This is a genomic window from Nocardia sp. CA-290969, from assembly GCF_050936135.1.
GTDB lineage: Bacteria > Actinomycetota > Actinomycetes > Mycobacteriales > Mycobacteriaceae > Nocardia.
Genome location: NZ_JBNJNJ010000001.1, coordinates 6,644,463 through 6,662,006, shown reverse-complemented (window position 1 = coordinate 6,662,006; position 17,544 = coordinate 6,644,463). Strand labels below are relative to the sequence as shown.

Genomic DNA, 17,544 nt, shown 5'->3' with positions numbered 1-17,544 from the left:
GATGGCCGACTACCCCGACGGCTCCAATTTCGAGGACACCCCGCAGCACCCGCACACCGACCTATTCCGTGATATTCCGATCAGCGGCCGGTGGATCACCATCCGCGACGCCAAAACCGGCCAGCGGACCAAGGTCTGGCGCGTCGGCGCCCGCGGTGTGATCACCCTGCCCTCGACCGCAAGCCGCATCGCCGAGCACGCCGAACTGTGCGGGTTCCGGCTGCACCCCGAGCTCGCACTCATCAAACGGGTCGACCCGATACGCGGCGGTAAGAGCATCACGAACCCGGGCGACTGGATGGACATCAACGCGCCCGACCCGGATCCCGACCCGGTCCACGTCGTAGCCGCGCAGGCCGAGCAACTCATGCCCTCGGAACTGCTCGAGCTACGCCGGCGCATCGACGAACAGCTCGGAGGTTACGCATGACGGAGAAGGTGCTGCCCTACAACCGGGCGATCGTCCCGCAGGAAACCGGCTATTGGTGCGGGCCCGCGAGCGCCCAGGTGGTGCTCGACTCCCGCGGCATCGTCGTACCGGAACCGGTGCTGGCTCGCGAGATCGGCACCACCTGGAACGGAACCGATTTCGTCGGCCTCATCGAGCGCGTGCTCGACGTCCGGGTGCCCGATGCTCAATACACCTCGGTCGATATGCCCAACGACCCGCCTACCCACGCGCAGCGTGACCGGCTGTGGCAGCACATCACGGCGTCCATCGACGCCGGGTGGGGCGTGATCGCGAACATCGTCGCCCCGGTCGACAACTACCCGCGCGGTGTGAAGGGCAGCACGTCGCCGGCATACGGCGGCGGCAAGGTGTTCCACTACTTCGCCGTCATGGGCTACGACGACGTGGCCCGCGCAGTCTGGGTCGCTGACAGCGGGTTCCGGCCGTTCGGCTACTGGCTCGCGTTCGACCAGCTCTGCACGCTCATCCCGCCCAAGGGCTACGCCTACGCCGCGGCACCGGCCGCCGACGCGGCGCTGTGGGGCGAGATCGCGACACAGTTCATGGGGGCGCGGTAATGACGCTGTTCGGTCTGGATATCTCGAATCACCAGTCCCGCGACGGGTTCGACGGCGAACGCGCGCGCCGCGAGGGGTTCGCGTTCATCACGCACAAAATCACCGAGGGCACCTGGCGCGACCCGTACTGGCCGCGCGAACGTGACGAAACCTGGCCGCTGTTCCCCGGCCGGTTCGGTGGGTACGTGTTCTGCCGCACCAACACCCCGCCGGCCGATGAACTCGGCGCCACCCTCGAGCACGCCCGCGACGCAGCCGGCCGGATACCGCCCCTGCAGATCGACTACGAGGACACCGTCAACGGTGGCTCGATAGACGACCTGTGGGCCCGGATCACCGAGGCGCAGCGGCTCGGGTTCCACCTGCTGCCGATCTACCTGCCGCGCTGGTACTGGCGCGACCGCATGGGCTCGCCCCGGCTCGCGGACCTGCCGGTGGGCATCTGGAACTCCGACTACGTCCGCGGCATCGACTACGCCTCGCGGCTGTACCCGGGCGACGGCTACGCCGGCTGGGCCGACATGGGCGGCAAGCGGGTCGAAATCCTGCAATTCACCGACACCGCGATCGCCGCGGGCGAGAGCCCGTGCGACGCGAACGCATTCCGAGGCAGTGAAACCGAACTCGACGCGCTGTTCGGCGCGAGCAAGGAGGACATCATGAGCGACGCCAGCGATGTGGCAACCCAGCTACTCGGCGCCGACCGGAAGGGCTTCGGCATCCTCGGCAAAGCCGTGGAGACCGACGCCAAACGAAACCGGTATCTCACCGAGGCGGTCGCGGTGCTGCTCACCCAGCTCGCCGGCGGCCCGAACTTCGAGGGCTGGTCTCAGCTCGGCGAAGGCGAGGAGGCCGAGGCCGCCCGCGCGAAAACCGCCGAGGCACCGAAACGCACCGTCGTCGATGCCGCGGCGCGGCTGCTCGAGCTCGCCGACGAACTCGTCGACCAGGGCGCCGCGCACGCCGAGCTGCTGCGCGGCATCGACGCAAAGCTCGACCAGCTGCTCGGCGGCCAGTGATGGGCGCGGCGCTCGCGCGGCTACGCGCGAACGAACCGATCCGGCTCGTCGCCTATCCGGCGCTGCTCGCCGTGGTCGTCTACCTCGTCGGCCGCGGCTGGGTGGCTGGCGATGTCGCCGACATCATCACCGGCGTCGCCGCGCTGCTGCTCGGTGTGCCGGCCGCCGAGGCGGTACGCAGCCACGCAACTCCGGACGGGCACCTGCGCGACGCGATCGCCATCGGCACCGAGGCCGCGCTCGACCAGGTCGAGAACGAGGCCGTGCAGTTGTTCGGCCCGGACGCGACAGCGCTGCTGGCGCAAATCAGGGCGCGCGTCGCCGAGCTGCACGACGCCGGCGTACCCGGCGGTCGGCATCGCGCCGGTCAGTGAGAGGGAGACGCCGGCATGGGCAGGTGTGGAGAGGTGGTGAGGCGTGGACGAAATCCTGGTGAAGGTCCTCGCGGGCATCGCGAGCGTCATCACGATCGGATGGTTCATTTCGTTCATCGTCTTGCCCATATTCCGGCAGGACTACCAGCCGCCGAACGAGGTGACGGTCGCGATGACCGCGGTCATCACCGCGATCGCCGGCCTACTCGGCGGCGCGTACTTCAAGGCTCGCCGCGCCCTCGACGAGGAGGACGACCAGGAAGGCGGTCCCCCCGGTGGTGATGGAAATGATCGGTAACTACTGGCTGGCCGTGCTGGTCGGGCTGCTCATCGGCAGCGCAATCACCGCAGCCGGCATGTATCTGCTCGGCTTCCGTCGCGTCCACCGCGGCGGCAAGACCCTCGCGGTGCCAGCGCTCGACCGGCGCCCGCTGGCGGTGCGCTGGCGGGAATTCCGCCGGCGGATAGCGACCTCGGAACTTCGGCCGCTCACCTTCCGGGCAATCCTCGCCCTGATGGCGGTCGCCGTGATCGCCGGTCTATGGCAGAACACGGCGTTTGTGGCCGAGCAGCGGCGCTGCAACGACGAATTCCAGCGGACCATCGCCGAACGCGCCGCGGCAACCGCCGACGACGCTGTTGCCCGCAAGGAAAACGACGCCGCAGTCGCAGATTTGGTGCGCGGGTTCCTCGCGATCCCTATCGAGGCGCCCGACCGCCGCGAGCAGGCCCGGATCCTGCTCACCCGGTTCGACGACACGGTCACCGACAACCAGCGCCGGCAGGCCGAGAACGAGCGCACCCGCGCCGAGAACCCATACCCGAGGTGCTGACGTGACCTCGCCCGACCATCACGAGATCCCACCCGAGAGTCAAGGCCAGCCCGTCGGCGACTGGGGTTTCGATGACCTCATCGAGGGCCTGACCGACGGGTTCGGTGTGTTCATTCGGTTTTTCGTGGCCTCGGGCCTGCGGATGCTGGCTGACCTGCTCGGCGATGTCCCGATCGTCGGCGACACCCTCGAGGAAATCGTCGACGGGATAGCCGATTTCATCAACGGCACGGCCGAGCAAGCGCAGGAGGCGCAGCAAACCGCGGTCGCCGCGGCGAGCCGGATCAATTTCACGGAGATCTACAACTTCGAGACGCAGGCGGTCAGGGAGAAATACCCGGAGAATTCCGCCGGCGGATTCAGCTACGTCGAGGACCCGGCGATCGCCGCCTCGGGCACCTGGGTGCTGCGGCTCGACCCCGATGTGGGCTACCCAGCCTATGCGGACCAACTGCTCAGCCAGCGGGTCGACGTGGCCGCCGGCGAGCCGTTGTATGTCGAGTGGAAGCAGCGCCGTTTCGGTTCCCCGAACTTCCGCGCCGCGGTGTTCATGTACTTCTACAACGCCAGCGACACCTACCTCACCCGGGCGAACACCTCGGCCGTTCCGCCGCTCGATATCCCGGTCGACGAGTGGGTCACCTACGCCGCGCAGATCACCCCGCCAGCCGGTGCGGTCCGTGCTGACGTCCGGGCCGTTCTGTACGAGGACGCCGGACTCACCCCGGACGCCGGCGGCTGGTACATCGACGACGTTGTTGCCGGCCGGATGGTCGCGCAGGCCGGCGTCAAGGGACTCGAGCAGGACCTCGCCACCACCCGCGGCATCGCCGAGGCCGCCGACGCCGCGGTCGCCGGACAAGAGGCCGTGGTCTCAGACCACGAGAACCGGATCACGTACCTCGAAAGCGGCAACGAAATCGCCGAGTTCGCAGTCAACGGGACCTGGACCAAACCCGTCGACAAGAGCTACCACAAGGCGATCCTCATCGGCGGCGCCGGGGGCGGCTGCGGTGGCTGCACCGGTGGCGCGGCCCCCGCCGGTTACGGCGGCGGGCCTGGCGGCTGGGCCGAGCACGTTTTCACCAGCGCCGAACTCCCGGCCACAGTTCCCATCACGATCGGCACCGGCGGCGTGGGCGGTGCGCGGCGCTCGGGCAATACGCCCGACTACGGAACCAGCGGCACCCCGACCCTCTTCGGCTCGTATCTGACTGCGGGCGCCGGCGGCGGCGCCAGCAACAACGGGCCCGCTACCGCAGGCAGCGGCACCCGAACCGATTTCCTACCGTTCGGCGGCAGGGGTGCACCCGCGACCGCCGGCAACGGTTCTCCGGGTGGGAATGGATTCCTGGCGGCTGGCGGTGCGGGCGGCACCGGCAACGGTGGCCGCGGCGCTGCCGGCGTATCGCCGCCCCCCGGACAGCGCGGTATTGGTTCCGGTGGCGGGGGTGGTGCCTGCAACAGCGGCGCCGGTGGTGACTGCCGCGGCGGCGACGGCGGATACCCCGGCGGTGGTGGTGGCGCAGGTGGCGGCGCATTTCCGTGGTTTGGGCCGGAGCAGGGCGGCGAAGGCGGCAAGGGCGGAAACGGCCGGGCGTGGGTCCTGTCCTCGCCCGGATTCATCTCGTGAGGGGAGCAGCAGAAAATGGCAACTGCCACATTGGTATTGGACGAGGTTCCGGGATATCCCGGGCTCGCCCGTGTCTATCAGCTCGACCCGCCGCTGCTCTACGACGGCGTCGAGCGCGAGTACGTTCTCGTCTGGGTGCGCGAGCCGGCGGCGCATATGGACGGGGCCGTTTCGGTGATCATGTCGACCCGGACCGGCGCCCCGGTCGAGGGCAGCATGCGCGAGCGGCCCGGGTCGTTTACACCGCACGGCAATCCGTTCTCGAGGCCTGATCACCTCAAGGGCTGCTTTGCGTGGGCGTTGCGTGGCGCTGGGCAGGCCGAAGGCCTTGGCGCCGGGTCGGCGGAAGGGTACGAGATCGTTGAGGCGGTCGAAGGATGACCGCGCCCGAGACGCTCATCACGCCGCCACCGGTCCGGGTCCTGCCGGTCTCGCTGGACGGCGACCTGGTCGTCGTCTTCCGCAACCGTGACCCGGCCAACGCCGGGCAGTACCTCGACTATCCGTCCGGGGTAACGGGGGTCCTGACCATCTATCAAGACCTCAAGACCCCTACGGCCGACCGCATCACGGCCACCGGCACCCCGAGTGGTCACAGCCTGCCGATCAGGGTGCCGGCCGTCCAGCTCAACGCGCTCCGAGACAACACCCTGTGGGGCTTCCGTCTGCTGTACCCGGACTCCGGTTTCGACGATGGGTTCTACGACAAGACGGTCGTCGTGGGCACGATCATGCGGGTCGACGGGCGTTCGTGATGAGCGAGGTCGTGATCGAGGTATCGGTCCCGCACTCCGCCGATATCACTGCGGTCGCCGACGAGGTCGACATCACCCCGGACCCGTCCGGCGCTCAAGTAATTCTCGTGCCCGGCGCCGGCGGCGGTATCGAACTGGACCCCGAAGACATCGGCCTGGTCGTCGACGAGGTGCTCGACGAGCTCACCCCGCCCGTCTCCCTGATTCTGCTGCTCGAAAACGGTATGGCATAAGGAGCCCCCGATGTCCCTTGTAACCCAGCTCAGCGACCTCGCGACCCGGGTCGGCACGGAATTCAAAGCCGTGCGCACGACGATCGGCTCGCTCGCGTCACTGTCCACCACCGACAAGACCAACATCGTCGCCGCGATCAACGAAGTCGCCGCCGGCGGCGGGGCCGGCGGACCGGTCACCTCCGAGGACATCACCGACTCGACCACGGTCGGCCGAGCAGTACTCACCGCGGTCGACGCCGCTGCGGCCCGTACCGCGGTCGGCGCGAAGGCCTCGACGTGGCTACCGACTGCCGCCGATATCAGCGACTCGACCGCGACCGGCCGAGCGCTGATCACCGCGGCCTCGGCGACCGCGGCGCGCAGTGCGCTCAGCGTCTACTCGACGGGCGAAACCGATTCGGCGATCGCGACACAGGTCGCCGCGCTGGTCGAGGATGCGCCCGAAACGCTGAATACGATCGCCGAAATCGCCGCGGCGCTGGGCAACAATCCGGACGCGATCGCCAACATTCAGACCGCACTCGGCAACCGGGTGCGCGTCGATACCGCCTCGCAAGGGCTCACCACTACCCAGCAGGGCAACGCGCGAACCAACATCGGCGCCGCGGCGGCGGCCGACGTCGGCGATACCTCGACCGATTTCGTTGCGGTGTTCGAGGCGGCGCTCGTCTGATGGCTGTGTTGGTCGACGCGCTCGCCGCGCTCGCTACCCGGATCGGCGAAGAGTTCGCGAAGTTCCGCGAAGACGGGGCGATGATCTGGCAGACCTACGGCCTGCACGCGCAGGGAATCGGACAGCAAGATATCGGCTGGGTCGTCCCCTACGACATGGTGATCATCTCGGCGCGGTATTGGAGTAAAGCGGCCGGGACGGGCGGCACCTGCACGGCCGAGCTACGCCGTAACGGCACCGCGACCGGCGACGCGATCGCGGGCTCGTCCGGCACGCCGGCGCCGAGCTCGCCGACGGCCGCGACCCCGAACGCCGCTGTTTCCGCCGGCGATCGAATCTGGATCTACCAGACCGCGGCCAACACCGCGCCGGGCGCCCAGCTCGCCGCCGAGATCCGCTGGCGGCGCGCGTGAGCCCGGCGGTATGGCAACCGCCCATGTCGTTCACCGGTGATGATTTCAACCGGACGAACGGCGCGATCGGCCCGAACTACACGACCGACACCACGAACCCGCTCGTGATCGTCAGCGGCCGGGTGCAGATCACCCCGCAGGGCAGCGGCGCGGCGGCGGCGCACTGCATCAACACCTGGCGCGGCGGTGGTAACGACGGCAAGTTCTACACCGACGCTCACGAGATTCGCGCGCAAATGACCCCGTCTGGCTACGGGCTCGCGACCAACAACAGCTTTACGCTGATCATCGCCGGTAGTGACGGCACCTATCAGCAGGGCGTCAATGTCGCGTTCGGCGGGTACTCACACGACGGCGGCGGCAACCCGTTCACGCCCTGCATCATCCAAACCGGAAACGGCGCCACCTACACCACGCGGGCATCCACGACCGCCCAGGTGCCGATGAACGCTATCGTCCGGTTCCGCCGCGTAGGCTCGCTGTTCTCGGTGTTCGTCAACGAGGTCCCTTTTCTGTCCTGGAACGACACCGCGGGCATAATCCCGTCCGGACCGGGGCAGCGGCGGTGTCGCATCGGACTCAGCGGCAACCGGCCGATATTCCAGCAGCAGTACCAGTCCGCCTCAATCGACGAGTTCTGGGCGTACGACATCGCCGCCTGATCACCGCCCTCCGCAACGAATGAGCGCCCCGACCGAACCCGGTCGGGGCGCTCATTCGTCGTTTCTACCTGGTCAAATCGATCACGCACGTATCGACGGCCGCGACGACCGGATCGCCGGGCGAGACACCGAGCGCGTCCGAGGCTTTCGGGAAACTCGTCTCGTTCCGGGCTCCGCCGGTCGAGGCATACACCGCGCCATCGCGCACCACCCAGACGTCGGACCGGTTCTCCATCCGGCCGGATGCGTCGAGCGTCGTCGCACCGAAGTAGGTTGTGCCGGCCTCGCTGATGACCGTTCCGTTCGTGAGGGTGTATCCGTCCCGGGTCAGGCCGGTCGCCACCTGGGCGACGAGATCGGCGCTCGCCGGCGCGCAACGCGGGTCGGAGTAGGCCGCCGGACCGGTGCCGGTGGTGGGCACCGGCGCCGAGCTGCTCGCTGGCGCCGGCGGCGTAGCGAGCGCCGGGGGAGGGGCGACAACCTCGGTGGTTGTTGGCGTCGGCGCTGGCTCCTCGGCGGCCTGGTCGTCGCCGACGATCGCGCCCACAACCCCGCAGACGACGAGTAGGCCGACGATCACGCCGACGATGATGAGTATGTTGCGGTTGGTTCGGCGGCGTCTGGCGACGTTGTCGTCCTGTGCGGTCACGAAATCCCCTGATATTGGAAGTAATAACTCAGCGGGCGCCCCGCTGGTCCTGGTAAGTGGATCGGTGGGCGCGCCCGCTGCGTTTCAGCTGGACTGGCTACCGGCTGCTATGGGTCATGTCGCCGCCGGGTTCGTCTTTGTTGGCGGGTTCATCCCAGTTTTCGCCGGAGTTACCGTCGGGTCCTGGCCGAAATTTCATCGGTGCTGCTCTCCTTCGGTGTGGTGTTCTACGACACCCGGCCGGACGGCCGGGGGTTCTCGGCGGGCGACCATCCCGCGTCAGCGGTGCCGCGGGTGGTAAGCCAGATCGCCGGCGGCGGAATCGACTCGCGCACGAGGATCGCCTCCCACAGCAGCGCGCGCGGCAGGTGCCATATGGCGACCATCTCGGTAATGCTCAGATACCGCACCGGCTCGGGCCGGTCCACACCGGTTAGACCGCGCCGCCACGCTTTCGCAACCTCGGGTTCCCATCCGGCGCGCTCGGTCTCGCCGAGCAGGATCGCCGGCGTCGGCACCCATACCCGCCCGGTGCGGCGCCACCGGGTGAGCTGTTGAGTCCGCTCCCCGGTGATGTCCGCAAAATCGGTCACGCCGACGAACCTTGGCGCGTCGGAGCGCTTCTCGGCGAACGCACGCAACTCGCTCGCGCTGTACCGCGTTTCCGGCACCGACGTGCGGCCGATCAGCGCGGTCGCCGGGTCAGCCGCGGCGCGCACGCAGCGGCACCGGTTCGTGGGCGGGATCCGGCTTGTAGGCGACGCCGCCCAGCATGAGCCGCTGCTCCCAGCACCTCGTCAGCGGCCACGGGCCCATCGGCCACCAGTCGTCGAGTTCGACGAGTCCGGGCGGTTCCAGCGGCGCCGGCGGGATGAGCGCCAGCCCGCCGAAGAACTCGCGAATCTGCTCGCGGGTGCGGAACCATCCCGAGCCGAGGCCCATCTCGACGAACGCGCGCTCAGCCTGCCGGGCGCGCGTATGCAGCTCGGGATCCTCGTCGGCCGGATCCCAGAAATGCGAGATCGCCAGATAGGAGCCCGGCGGCATCTGGTCGACGTATTCGCGCATCACCGCGGCTGGGTTCAGCTCGTCCTCGATATGGTGCAGCAATCCGCAGACGATCACGGCGATCGGCCGGTCATGGTCGAAGTACTGCATGACCGAGCGGTTCGACAGCAGCGTGCCGTCCTCGAGTAGATCGCCGGCCACAAAGAACGTGTGGTCGTTCTGTTCGAGCAGTACCCGGCCGTGCGCGTTGCATACGGGGTCGTTGTCGACGTAGACGACCCGCGCCTCGGGCCGGTCCTGCTGCGCAACTTCATGTGTGTTCGCCACCGTGGGCAGGCCTGCGCCGATATCGAGGAACTGATCGACCGCAGCCGGGCCGGCGAGATAGCGCACCACCCGGTGCAGCCAGCGCCGATTCATCCGGGAGACATCGCCTTGCCGCGGCGCGACCTGAAGGATCTGCTCGTACGCGGCGCGGTCCGCGTCGTAGTTGTCCTTGCCGCCGAGGCTGTAGTCGTAGACGCGGGCGATGCTGGGCCGGGTGGTATCCACTCCGACCGGTACACGGGCCCTGGTTCGGGGTGCAGGGGTAGTCATGTTGTTGTTCCCTCTTCCGGAGCGTCTTTCGACGCCAATCGCGCACGGATCGCGGCCACACCATCGATAGGGGGCAGCTCGGCCAAGGCGTCTCGGTCCTCGGCGGTGATCGCCGATCCGGCGACCGCAGCGTCCAGGAACTGCTGATACTCCCGAGCGCTCGGTGGGTGGTACTCGTACCAGAGGACCTTGCCGGTGAGCCCGTCCTCGGGCTCAGGAGGTGGCGGCCCCTCGGCCTCGAGCGATTCCGCGACCTCGGGTGCGCGCTGGCGCCACATAATGAGATCGGCGTAGTACCGCATTTGTGCCGTGACGCCGTCCTCAGTAGGCACGGCGCACCTCTTCAATCGGCGCGCGCCACAACGCCTCGATGATGGCCTCGAACTCGCGGTGCAGCCGGGTTTCCCGGACCGTGTCCCCGCGGATTTTCCCTGCGATCCGGTGCAAGGTCGCGAGGTCAGCTGGCACGCCGCACCTCCGGGTGTTCGGCACGCCACCGGGCGATCACGCCGTCGACCTCATGCTGGACGGTGGGCTGCTCGGCGGCCGGCGCATCGAGGGAGCGCAGGCCCTCGAGGCAGCGTTCTACGGTGGCCCGGTCGTAGCATTCGCTCTCGCGCCACAGCCGCAGCGCGGCGGCCATCGCCCGATTGACCGGCGCCCGGGTAGGCAGCGGTGGCGGCGCTGCCGGTCTACGGGTCTCGTAGGTGTGCATGGTTCCTCTCCCCAAGTGAGGCTGCATGGTGAGCACCCGGCGACGGGGATGACGGCAAACAGGGCCGATCGTTGCGACAAGTGGCTATTCCGAAGGCGACATACGTCCCGGCGCCGGGGCTGGTGAGAGCATCCAGGAAAGGCCACCGGACATTTCCGGACATAACCGGACAAAAACCGGCTAATGTTGAATTCACCACTACGTCAAGGGGGTTCGTGATGGCTACCGTCGGCGTCTGGACCGGCACGGAGGTTCAAGCGCTGCGCTTGGCCCTCCGGATGAACCAGGCGGAATTCGCCGCCCTGGTAGGTGTACGTGAGCGCTCGGTCCGACGCTGGGAGAAACATGAGTCACCGGTCGGGCGGTTCAATGCGAACGTCCTCGACGGCCTGCTCGCCGAGGCGTCGGAACAAGTACTCGGCGCCTATCGCCGGATCCGTGATCGGATTGCAGGCGAGGAGGATACCGACGTGAATCGACGCACCCTGTTCAAGTCCAGTGCCGCAGGGGCCGCGGCGCTGGCCGCGCTGGGGCTGAGCGGCGACGCCGCCGAGCGCATTTCGTGGCTCATGTCCGGAACGGGCCGGCCCGATATGCACGGCGTCGACCTGGTCCGCGGGACGCTTCATCAGGCGATGCTGCTCGACGACGCCATGGGCAGCCCGGCCGCGCAGGGCATGGTGATCGCCCAGCAGGCACTCACCGAGGCCATGGTGAAAGAGGCAGCGCCGGCACTGCGTCCGCACCTGGTCGCGCTCGACGCCGAGATGATCGGGTTCGCCGGGTGCCTCGCATGGGACGTCGGCGACCGCGTGACGGCGAACCGGTTGTACGGACTCGCGCGAGACAAGGCGCACGACGCCGACGACTCGGATATCCGCGCGTACATGCATTGCCACCTGTCACAGCTGGCGCTCGCAGACCGGCGCACGCGCGACGCTGTCAACGATGCGATCGCAGCACGGGCCGCGGTATCGCAGTCCAGCGACCACCGCCTACGCGCGTACGTAGAAATGCGGGTCGCCGAGGCCGCGGCCACTGACGGGCAGGGGCGATTCTGCGCCGCGGCCCTCAACGCCGCCGAGAAAGCTCTCGAACTCGCGCACGCCGAGAAGGAAGTCGGGCCCGAGCGCTCGCGCGCCTACTTCGCGACGTCGGCGCTGCTCGAGTCCTATCGCGGGTGGTGCTGGTCGCTGCTCGGCGAACCGGACCGCGCGGTGGAAGCGACCCGCGCGGCGGTCGCGATGATCGACCCGCGGCGGACCCGCGATCGGGCGATGATGCTGCTCGAGCTGGAACGGGCGTATCTGCAACTCGGCGATATCGCCGGCGCCGCCGCCGCCGTCAGTGACGCCCTGGACTTGACCGACCGGAACCGGTCACCACGGCTGGCCACGGCGATCATGCAGGGGCGCCAGCTGCTCACCCCGTGGGGTAACAGTTCGCCGGTGCGGGAGCTCGACGCCGCGCTGACTGCCCGCGATATGGTTCTTGTGTGAGCGAGGACAGCCGGATAGACGCAGCCGTACAGCGGCTCGCAGCCGCGCGCGAAGAGGTCAGGGCGGCGACGGCCGCCCGTGACGAGCTGCTCGTCGAACTGGTCGGCGATTCGGATATCGTGCCGAGCGACCTGGTTGCACAGTTCCAGATGACAGGCCGCGAGGCTGCGTCGATCGTGCATATGGCGCGCCGCGGACGCTGATCCTGAAGTGCCACGAGGCGCTCGGAGCGAGAGCTCGGGGCGCCTCGTTTGCTGTTTGATCGCAGGTCGCTGCGATCCGAAGCCGCGGGAACGCCGGGCACGCGGTGCCCGAAGTGCATTATTGTGAGTCCCGACCGATCCCGTCGAAACCCGACGAGTCCCGAGAAACCGCAGGATGCGAGCCGAGTAACCGGTGTTTTCGCTGGTTAGAGGCCCAGCCCAAGGGGTTCGATTCCCCTAGGCTCCACTCCGGAACGCTCTCGGCCCGCATCGACGGGTCGGGAGCGTTCGGCGTTTAGGTGTGCTCACCCTGCCTGCGGGCAGCTCATCAGGTGATCGCGGTGGCGGTCGCCCCATTCCTCCAGGGGGCGCAGGGCGCGGGCGAGGTCTTCGCCGAGTGGGGTGAGTGAGTATTCGACCCGGGGCGGCACCTCGGGGTAGACCTCGCGGCGGATGATGCCGGCCGATTCGAGTTGACGCAGGTTCTCGGTGAGAACTTTCTCGCTCACCCCGGTGAGTGCCCGGCGGATCTGCCCGAACCGCTGCGGACTCGCACCGAGCACCCACATCAGATGCAGTTTCCATTTGCCGCCGACGACGTCGATCGCCAGGGACATACCGCATACATCGTGATACGTGTCACTCGGTTGGGTCACCGCGTCCTCCTGAACTCGTTACGTACCTCGGGGTGAGCAGCCCCACTCGAACGTACGTTCTTGCCCACTCTACCTGCGGGAACCAGTATCGGTTCCGGAGCCGGCAAGCATCTGAACCACTATCGGAAGAGGGCATTCGATGTCTCAGCAGAATATTCGGTCGGTCAGCGTGATCGGGCTCGGCCCGATGGGGCAGGCGATGGTACGGGCTTTCCTGGCCGCCGGTACGGAGGTCACCGTCTGGAACCGCAGCCCGGAAAAGGCCGACGCCATGGTCGCATTGGGCGCGAAGCGGGCCGCGACGGTCGCCGAGGCGCTGGCGGCGAACGAGGTGACCGTGCTGAGCCTGACGCACTACGCCGCGATGTACGAGGTACTCGGCCAGGCGACCGGTGAGCTGCGGGGGAAGGTGATCGCCAATCTCTCCTCGGACTCGCCGGAAAACGCTCGCCGGGGTGGGGCGTGGGTGCGCTCGCACGGTGCGGAGTTCCTCTCCGGAGGCTTCATGTCGGCCGGCGACAATATCGCCCACCCCGCCTCATACCTCTTCTACAGCGGACCGCAGGAAGTATTCGACGCGCACGCCGAATTGCTGCGGCCGCTGAGCCCGCAGGAGTATCTGGGTTCCGATGACGGTCTGGCCCAGGTGTTCTACCAGGCGTTGCTGATCGTTTTCCATCCGTGGATGCTCGCCTACGACCAGGCGCTGGCCCTGATCGCGCGCTCCGGCAACGATATCGACCGCTTCCTGCCCTACGCCGTGCGTTCGGCCGAGGCGTATCCCTTCTTCATGGCGGAGTACGCGGAGGCCGCGAAGAAAGGTGGCTGGGGCGATCTCGCATCGTTCGCGATGATGGATGCCGGTGCGCAGCACATCATCGATGCGAGCGAGGAAGCCGGGGTGGACGCCACCCTGTCCCGAGTCGCGCAGGAATTCTGGCGGCGGGCGCGTGCAGCCAGTGCGGAAGCGGGGCGGCCGGTTTCGATATTCGAGCTCATGGCGGCCCCGGCGTCCTCCTGAAGCCGCGATGCCCCGGCGGTCACAGCACCGCCCGGCTGTGCGCCGGCCGGGTGCACTGCTTTCGGGTGCCGGCAGCGACCCGGCCGCGGCGAAGGTCAGCGGCCGGTTTCGGGCTCCGTCCGCCGCGACTTCTGGGCGATCTCGGCGGCGTACTCCTGATGTCCGACACCGGGAAGCTTGTCGAGGGTGAGACTTTCGATATCCCAGCGGGGGCGGGCATCGGCGATGAACCGGATGGCGTCGCGGACGAATCGCTGCCCGGCCGGTTTGCCGATATGGGCCGAGGGGGTGTGCAGCCGGAACCAGCCGAGGAGATCCGCCGCGGTGCCGTCGATTCCGGTGGCGCCGACTGCGGTGTCCGAATCGGGAGTGTCCGGCAGCAGGAGACTGGTGGGCGAGACCCCGAGCGCGACCGCGAGCGCCAGCAGATCGTCCACGTCGACCCGGCGCTCGCCCCGCTCGATCCGCGACAGTCCCAAGACCGGGATGGGACGTCCGAGGGCCTCGAGCCTTCGGGCGAGATCGGCATAGCCCAGGTTCAGCCGGGTGCGATAGCGCAGGATGTTTTCCCGGACAGTGTTACCCGTCGGGCCGAGCGGGTTCTTCTTGATCACCACCGGACCAGGGTTGTCTATCGAAATGATCGCGTCAAGAATCGTGATGATAGGGCCCATTCGAGGGGCGTGGCGGCAGACCCCGCTCATCTTGATCGCATCGAAATGATAGGGATTGCGATCTTTTCGATATCCGCACTGTCGCCCTATCAACTCGAGCGCAGCAACAGCAGGGCCGCCTGCGGGGTCGTTTCCGTTCCGGCGGGTGCCCGCACGAAACGCATCTCGACGGCGAAGCCGGCGGCTTCCGCCACTGCGGCCGCCTCCTCGGGGACGATCCGATGGAAGTCGAGCGAGACCGGAAACCCGAACCCCTCGTCGTAATGCTTTGTCTCGGTACCGGCTTGGAACCCGAGCAGCAACCGGCCGCCCGGTCGCAGGACGCGATGGAATTCGGCCAGTACCGCGGGGCGTTCGGCGGGCGGAATATGGATCAGGGAGTACCACGCGGCCACCGCCGCCAGCGAGCCGTCGGAGATCTCCAGCGCGGTCATGGAACCCACATCGAACCGGATATCCGGGTGACGCTGCCGGGCCAGTTCGACCATGACCGGGGACAGGTCGAGTCCGCGTATCGCCAGACCTCGTTCGGCAAGAAAACCGGTCACCCGGCCCGGGCCGCAGCCGATATCGGCAACCGGCTCCCCAGGGCCGACCACTTCGGCGAAGGCGGAGAGTATCGCGCGCTCCCAAGGGCTGGCGTCGAGTTCGCCGGCGAAGGTTTCGGTGTATGCCGCCGCGATGGTGTCGTAGCCGGACCGGGTATCGGTGAGGAAGGATGCTTCTGCCACAGGTGCACCGTACTGATGTGCCGATGGAGCCGATCGTGACGTCCATGGGCATCGGGCGTACTTTTGAGGTTGTCGACCCTGATATCACGAGTGGAGAAGACCTGGTAATGACCCCTTCGGAGTCTGCCGTACCCGGGATCGACCGATCGGATTGGAGACGGGGGAGAGTCTTCTGGTTCGACTCCGAGAAAGGGTTCGGCTACATCAAACCCGACGACGGGACCGAGCAGGTCTTCGTGGAGTACCGGTGCATCGAAACCGACGGTTACCGGACACTGCACGCTGGGCAGCCGGTGCTGTTCGTCAGTACCGCACGCCCGCGCGGCCATGAGGCGGTCACGGTTCGCCCCGTACCGGCCGGCCAACCGGAACAGGGGCCTGTAGCCGACCTGCCGTAACTCGGGCGTTAGCGGCGTATTCCCATTGCGCCGCAGACCGGTACGGGCCAGTCCGCCTCGGTGGATTCGAATTCCTGATCCATGGCGGCGGCGATATCGGCCGCGAACGGCGTCGCCGAACGGGTGCGCAGATCCACATGGATCGCGGTGATCTCGAGTGTGGCGCTGAGGCGGCGGGTGGTGTCGTTCATCAACATTGCCACCACGTGCGCCACTTTGTCGGAGCGTGCCACGCCGCGTACATAGACCGAAACCTCTTCGCCGACCCGGGTTTCGGCGTGATAACGGATGTGGTGTTCGGCAGTGAAGACCCCGTGGCCGCGGCCGGAGCGGTATTCGTCGGTGAATCCGATCCGTTCGAAAACCCCTCCCGCGGCTTCGACGCACAGGTCGAAGTAGTGCCGGATGTTCATATGGTCGTTCTCGTCCCGGAAGCTCTCGGGAACGACGATCGGGCCGAGTTCGCGCGGCAGCCGGACCACCTGCTCATAGTCGGGAAGTGTGGTCGTGCTGCTGGTCACGGGGTGGTTCTCCTATCGATCTCGGCTCTTCCCGCAGTGTATCGACGCAGAAAAAGGCCCTCGGAACGCGAGCCGTTCCAAGGGCCGTTCCGGGCCGGATCAGAGCGGCCGGGTGTCGATCACCTTGCGCAGCCGGGCCTTGTCGCGTTCGAGTTTGCGGGCCTCGTAGGCGATAGGGAAATAGCGCAACCGTTCCGGCAGCAGCGGAACCAGCCGGGCGATGAACCAGCCCAGGATCCGCAGTTTGCGTTCATCGGATTCGGTCCAGGTGAGTCCCAGTTTGCGCCGCGCCACCTCCGGGGTGGTGCCGACGGTCACGAAGTGCTGCATCCGGCCGAGCGGGCCGGTCAGTGCGCGCCACACCGGGTGCAGGGCCCGTGGGAGCTGGGTGGGCGGCGCGATCGTCCGGATGACCTTCAGGTAATCCTTCGCGGTCTGGGTGGCTTCGAGATGGTTCTCCACCTGCTCCGCGAAGAACTTCTCGAAATCGGTGTAGGTCGCCGGCAGTTCCTTGGGCGGTACGTAGAAGTTCCGCATCAGCTGCAGCGTTTCGCGGTAGTAGTCTTCCTTCTCCGCCGTGGTCAGCGGCCGCTTCGCGAAGTACTTCGCGTTCTCGGCGAAGGCGAAGGTACCCGTGTGCAGCACCCAGGCCCAGGGGCCGCTGGACAGGGCGGTGTGCCGTTTCCCGGTGGCGTCGGTGGTGTTGAGGGTGGCGTGCATCTTACGCAGCCGGTCGGTTTCGCCGAGCGATTCCTCGCCGCCGTAGGTCCACATCATCACCGCGGACAGGCTCCGCAGGGCCCGGCCGATGGGGTCGGTGCGGAAGGTGGAGTGGGCATCGACCACCGCCGAGATCGACGGCTCCATGGTCTGCAAGAGGAAGGCCGAGCCCGCGGTCAGCGAAAAGGTGATCAGCCCGACTTCTTCCCAGGTGCGGGTGCCGGGACCGAACGGCCGGCGCTCGGCCGGCGCGTGGGTGTCGATGGCTGCGACGTCGACGGACGCGGTCATGCGGATCTCCCTTGATCTACTGCATCGATCTGATGAGACGATGATACTCCATCTCTCTCACCATTGCGGGGTGGTGGACCGCGAGGGGTGATCCTGCGATGGGGGAGGTGCAGGGCACGGCATACGGCAGACGGACTGGAAAGGAACGCGCGTCATTCGCGACCGACCCCGGACATGAGAGCGGGCCTCGGCGAAGGGGGGGAGTTAGCCGAGGCCCGCGTAAGGTCGGCCCGG

28 protein-coding genes are annotated in these 17,544 nt (G+C 67.7%); 17 read left to right on the top strand and 11 right to left on the bottom strand.

Annotation, left to right across the window (positions count from 1 at the left end):
• Position 1 precedes the first annotated feature (1 nt).
• Genes ACQEVO_RS30335 through ACQEVO_RS30275 form a run of 13 tightly spaced genes read left to right on the top strand, consistent with a single transcriptional unit; the run spans position 2 to position 7,627 of the window.
• Entirely contained in the window at positions 2-430 is a 429-nt protein-coding gene (locus ACQEVO_RS30335) for a phage gene 29 protein family protein (RefSeq protein ID WP_432919844.1), read from the top strand.
• Positions 427-1,029, top strand: coding sequence for a C39 family peptidase (locus tag ACQEVO_RS30330; RefSeq protein ID WP_432919843.1), 603 nt, complete (start codon positions 427-429; stop codon positions 1,027-1,029). The genes ACQEVO_RS30335 and ACQEVO_RS30330 overlap by 4 nt, the downstream gene beginning before the upstream one ends.
• Positions 1,029-2,048 (top strand): hypothetical protein, encoded by a 1,020-nt coding sequence (locus ACQEVO_RS30325; protein WP_432919842.1) that lies wholly within the window; start codon positions 1,029-1,031, stop codon positions 2,046-2,048. The genes ACQEVO_RS30330 and ACQEVO_RS30325 overlap by 1 nt, the downstream gene beginning before the upstream one ends.
• A complete protein-coding gene (locus ACQEVO_RS30320) occupies positions 2,048-2,422 on the top strand; it encodes a hypothetical protein (protein WP_432919841.1) in 375 nt (124 codons plus the stop codon). Before ACQEVO_RS30325 ends, ACQEVO_RS30320 begins: the two co-directional genes overlap by 1 nt.
• 43 nt (positions 2,423-2,465) lie before the next feature.
• Complete coding sequence (locus ACQEVO_RS30315) at positions 2,466-2,720, top strand: hypothetical protein (protein ID WP_432919840.1); 255 nt, start codon at positions 2,466-2,468, stop codon at positions 2,718-2,720.
• Positions 2,698-3,255: a hypothetical protein gene (locus tag ACQEVO_RS30310; protein WP_432919839.1), complete on the top strand. Its 558-nt coding sequence runs from the start codon at positions 2,698-2,700 to the stop codon at positions 3,253-3,255. Before ACQEVO_RS30315 ends, ACQEVO_RS30310 begins: the two co-directional genes overlap by 23 nt.
• A gap of 1 nt (position 3,256) precedes the next feature.
• Positions 3,257-4,888 carry a hypothetical protein gene (locus tag ACQEVO_RS30305; protein WP_432919838.1) on the top strand — a complete coding sequence of 544 codons (1,632 nt, stop codon included), beginning with the start codon at positions 3,257-3,259 and terminating at the stop codon, positions 4,886-4,888.
• 15 nt (positions 4,889-4,903) lie between these two features.
• Entirely contained in the window at positions 4,904-5,269 is a 366-nt protein-coding gene (locus ACQEVO_RS30300; protein WP_432919837.1) for a hypothetical protein, read from the top strand.
• Positions 5,266-5,643 carry an LtfC-like domain-containing protein gene (locus ACQEVO_RS30295; protein ID WP_432919836.1) on the top strand — a complete coding sequence of 126 codons (378 nt, stop codon included), beginning with the start codon at positions 5,266-5,268 and terminating at the stop codon, positions 5,641-5,643. The genes ACQEVO_RS30300 and ACQEVO_RS30295 overlap by 4 nt, the downstream gene beginning before the upstream one ends.
• Entirely contained in the window at positions 5,643-5,876 is a 234-nt protein-coding gene (locus tag ACQEVO_RS30290) for a hypothetical protein (protein WP_432919835.1), read from the top strand. Before ACQEVO_RS30295 ends, ACQEVO_RS30290 begins: the two co-directional genes overlap by 1 nt.
• Before the next feature lie 10 nt (positions 5,877-5,886).
• Entirely contained in the window at positions 5,887-6,552 is a 666-nt protein-coding gene (locus ACQEVO_RS30285; protein ID WP_432919834.1) for a hypothetical protein, read from the top strand.
• Complete coding sequence (locus ACQEVO_RS30280; RefSeq protein ID WP_432919833.1) at positions 6,552-6,965, top strand: hypothetical protein; 414 nt, start codon at positions 6,552-6,554, stop codon at positions 6,963-6,965. The genes ACQEVO_RS30285 and ACQEVO_RS30280 overlap by 1 nt, the downstream gene beginning before the upstream one ends.
• A gap of 23 nt (positions 6,966-6,988) precedes the next feature.
• Positions 6,989-7,627 carry a DUF7257 domain-containing protein gene (locus ACQEVO_RS30275; protein WP_432919832.1) on the top strand — a complete coding sequence of 213 codons (639 nt, stop codon included), beginning with the start codon at positions 6,989-6,991 and terminating at the stop codon, positions 7,625-7,627.
• A 64-nt stretch (positions 7,628-7,691) separates the two neighbouring features.
• Here ACQEVO_RS30275 and ACQEVO_RS30270 read toward each other — a convergent pair whose 3' ends face one another.
• The 6 genes from ACQEVO_RS30270 to ACQEVO_RS30245 form a co-directional block, all read right to left on the bottom strand.
• Positions 7,692-8,276, bottom strand: coding sequence for a DUF2510 domain-containing protein (locus tag ACQEVO_RS30270; RefSeq protein WP_432919831.1), 585 nt, complete (start codon positions 8,274-8,276; stop codon positions 7,692-7,694).
• A 227-nt stretch (positions 8,277-8,503) separates the two neighbouring features.
• Positions 8,504-8,917: a hypothetical protein gene (locus tag ACQEVO_RS30265; RefSeq protein WP_432919830.1), complete on the bottom strand. Its 414-nt coding sequence runs from the start codon at positions 8,915-8,917 to the stop codon at positions 8,504-8,506.
• Between the two features lie 61 nt (positions 8,918-8,978).
• Positions 8,979-9,881 carry an SAM-dependent methyltransferase gene (locus ACQEVO_RS30260; protein ID WP_432919829.1) on the bottom strand — a complete coding sequence of 301 codons (903 nt, stop codon included), beginning with the start codon at positions 9,879-9,881 and terminating at the stop codon, positions 8,979-8,981.
• Positions 9,878-10,213: a hypothetical protein gene (locus tag ACQEVO_RS30255; RefSeq protein ID WP_432919828.1), complete on the bottom strand. Its 336-nt coding sequence runs from the start codon at positions 10,211-10,213 to the stop codon at positions 9,878-9,880. The genes ACQEVO_RS30260 and ACQEVO_RS30255 overlap by 4 nt, the downstream gene beginning before the upstream one ends.
• The gene (locus ACQEVO_RS30250) at positions 10,203-10,349 is read right to left on the bottom strand and encodes a hypothetical protein (protein ID WP_432919827.1); all 147 of its coding nucleotides are present in this window, start codon (positions 10,347-10,349) and stop codon (positions 10,203-10,205) included. Before ACQEVO_RS30250 ends, ACQEVO_RS30255 begins: the two co-directional genes overlap by 11 nt.
• The gene (locus ACQEVO_RS30245) at positions 10,339-10,596 is read right to left on the bottom strand and encodes a hypothetical protein (protein ID WP_432919826.1); all 258 of its coding nucleotides are present in this window, start codon (positions 10,594-10,596) and stop codon (positions 10,339-10,341) included. The genes ACQEVO_RS30250 and ACQEVO_RS30245 overlap by 11 nt, the downstream gene beginning before the upstream one ends.
• A gap of 218 nt (positions 10,597-10,814) precedes the next feature.
• On the opposite strand from ACQEVO_RS30245, the gene ACQEVO_RS30240 reads away from it, so the two are divergent.
• Together ACQEVO_RS30240 and ACQEVO_RS30235 are read left to right on the top strand one after the other, a co-directional pair.
• On the top strand, positions 10,815-12,095 hold the full coding sequence (locus ACQEVO_RS30240; RefSeq protein WP_432919825.1) for a helix-turn-helix domain-containing protein: 1,281 nt from the start codon (positions 10,815-10,817) through the stop codon (positions 12,093-12,095).
• Entirely contained in the window at positions 12,092-12,298 is a 207-nt protein-coding gene (locus ACQEVO_RS30235) for a hypothetical protein (protein WP_432919824.1), read from the top strand. Before ACQEVO_RS30240 ends, ACQEVO_RS30235 begins: the two co-directional genes overlap by 4 nt.
• 305 nt (positions 12,299-12,603) lie before the next feature.
• Here ACQEVO_RS30235 and ACQEVO_RS30230 read toward each other — a convergent pair whose 3' ends face one another.
• Positions 12,604-12,954 (bottom strand): winged helix-turn-helix transcriptional regulator, encoded by a 351-nt coding sequence (locus ACQEVO_RS30230; protein ID WP_432919823.1) that lies wholly within the window; start codon positions 12,952-12,954, stop codon positions 12,604-12,606.
• Positions 12,955-13,093: 139 nt separating this feature from the next.
• Between ACQEVO_RS30230 and ACQEVO_RS30225 the strand changes: the two genes are divergently transcribed.
• Positions 13,094-13,975, top strand: a complete 882-nt coding sequence (locus tag ACQEVO_RS30225) for an NAD(P)-dependent oxidoreductase (RefSeq protein WP_432919822.1) — start codon at positions 13,094-13,096, stop codon at positions 13,973-13,975.
• A gap of 95 nt (positions 13,976-14,070) precedes the next feature.
• On the opposite strand, the gene ACQEVO_RS30220 is transcribed toward ACQEVO_RS30225, so the two are convergent.
• Entirely contained in the window at positions 14,071-14,592 is a 522-nt protein-coding gene (locus ACQEVO_RS30220; RefSeq protein ID WP_432919821.1) for a helix-turn-helix domain-containing protein, read from the bottom strand.
• A 146-nt stretch (positions 14,593-14,738) separates the two neighbouring features.
• Positions 14,739-15,380, bottom strand: coding sequence for a class I SAM-dependent methyltransferase (locus ACQEVO_RS30215; protein WP_432919820.1), 642 nt, complete (start codon positions 15,378-15,380; stop codon positions 14,739-14,741).
• Between the two features lie 107 nt (positions 15,381-15,487).
• Between ACQEVO_RS30215 and ACQEVO_RS30210 the strand changes: the two genes are divergently transcribed.
• Positions 15,488-15,778 carry a cold-shock protein gene (locus ACQEVO_RS30210; RefSeq protein WP_432919819.1) on the top strand — a complete coding sequence of 97 codons (291 nt, stop codon included), beginning with the start codon at positions 15,488-15,490 and terminating at the stop codon, positions 15,776-15,778.
• A gap of 8 nt (positions 15,779-15,786) precedes the next feature.
• Here the strand turns inward: ACQEVO_RS30210 and ACQEVO_RS30205 are convergent, their stop codons facing one another.
• On the bottom strand, positions 15,787-16,299 hold the full coding sequence (locus tag ACQEVO_RS30205; protein ID WP_432919818.1) for a thioesterase family protein: 513 nt from the start codon (positions 16,297-16,299) through the stop codon (positions 15,787-15,789).
• Positions 16,300-16,398: 99 nt separating this feature from the next.
• On the bottom strand, positions 16,399-17,310 hold the full coding sequence (locus tag ACQEVO_RS30200) for an oxygenase MpaB family protein (protein WP_432919817.1): 912 nt from the start codon (positions 17,308-17,310) through the stop codon (positions 16,399-16,401).
• Positions 17,311-17,544 lie beyond the last annotated feature (234 nt).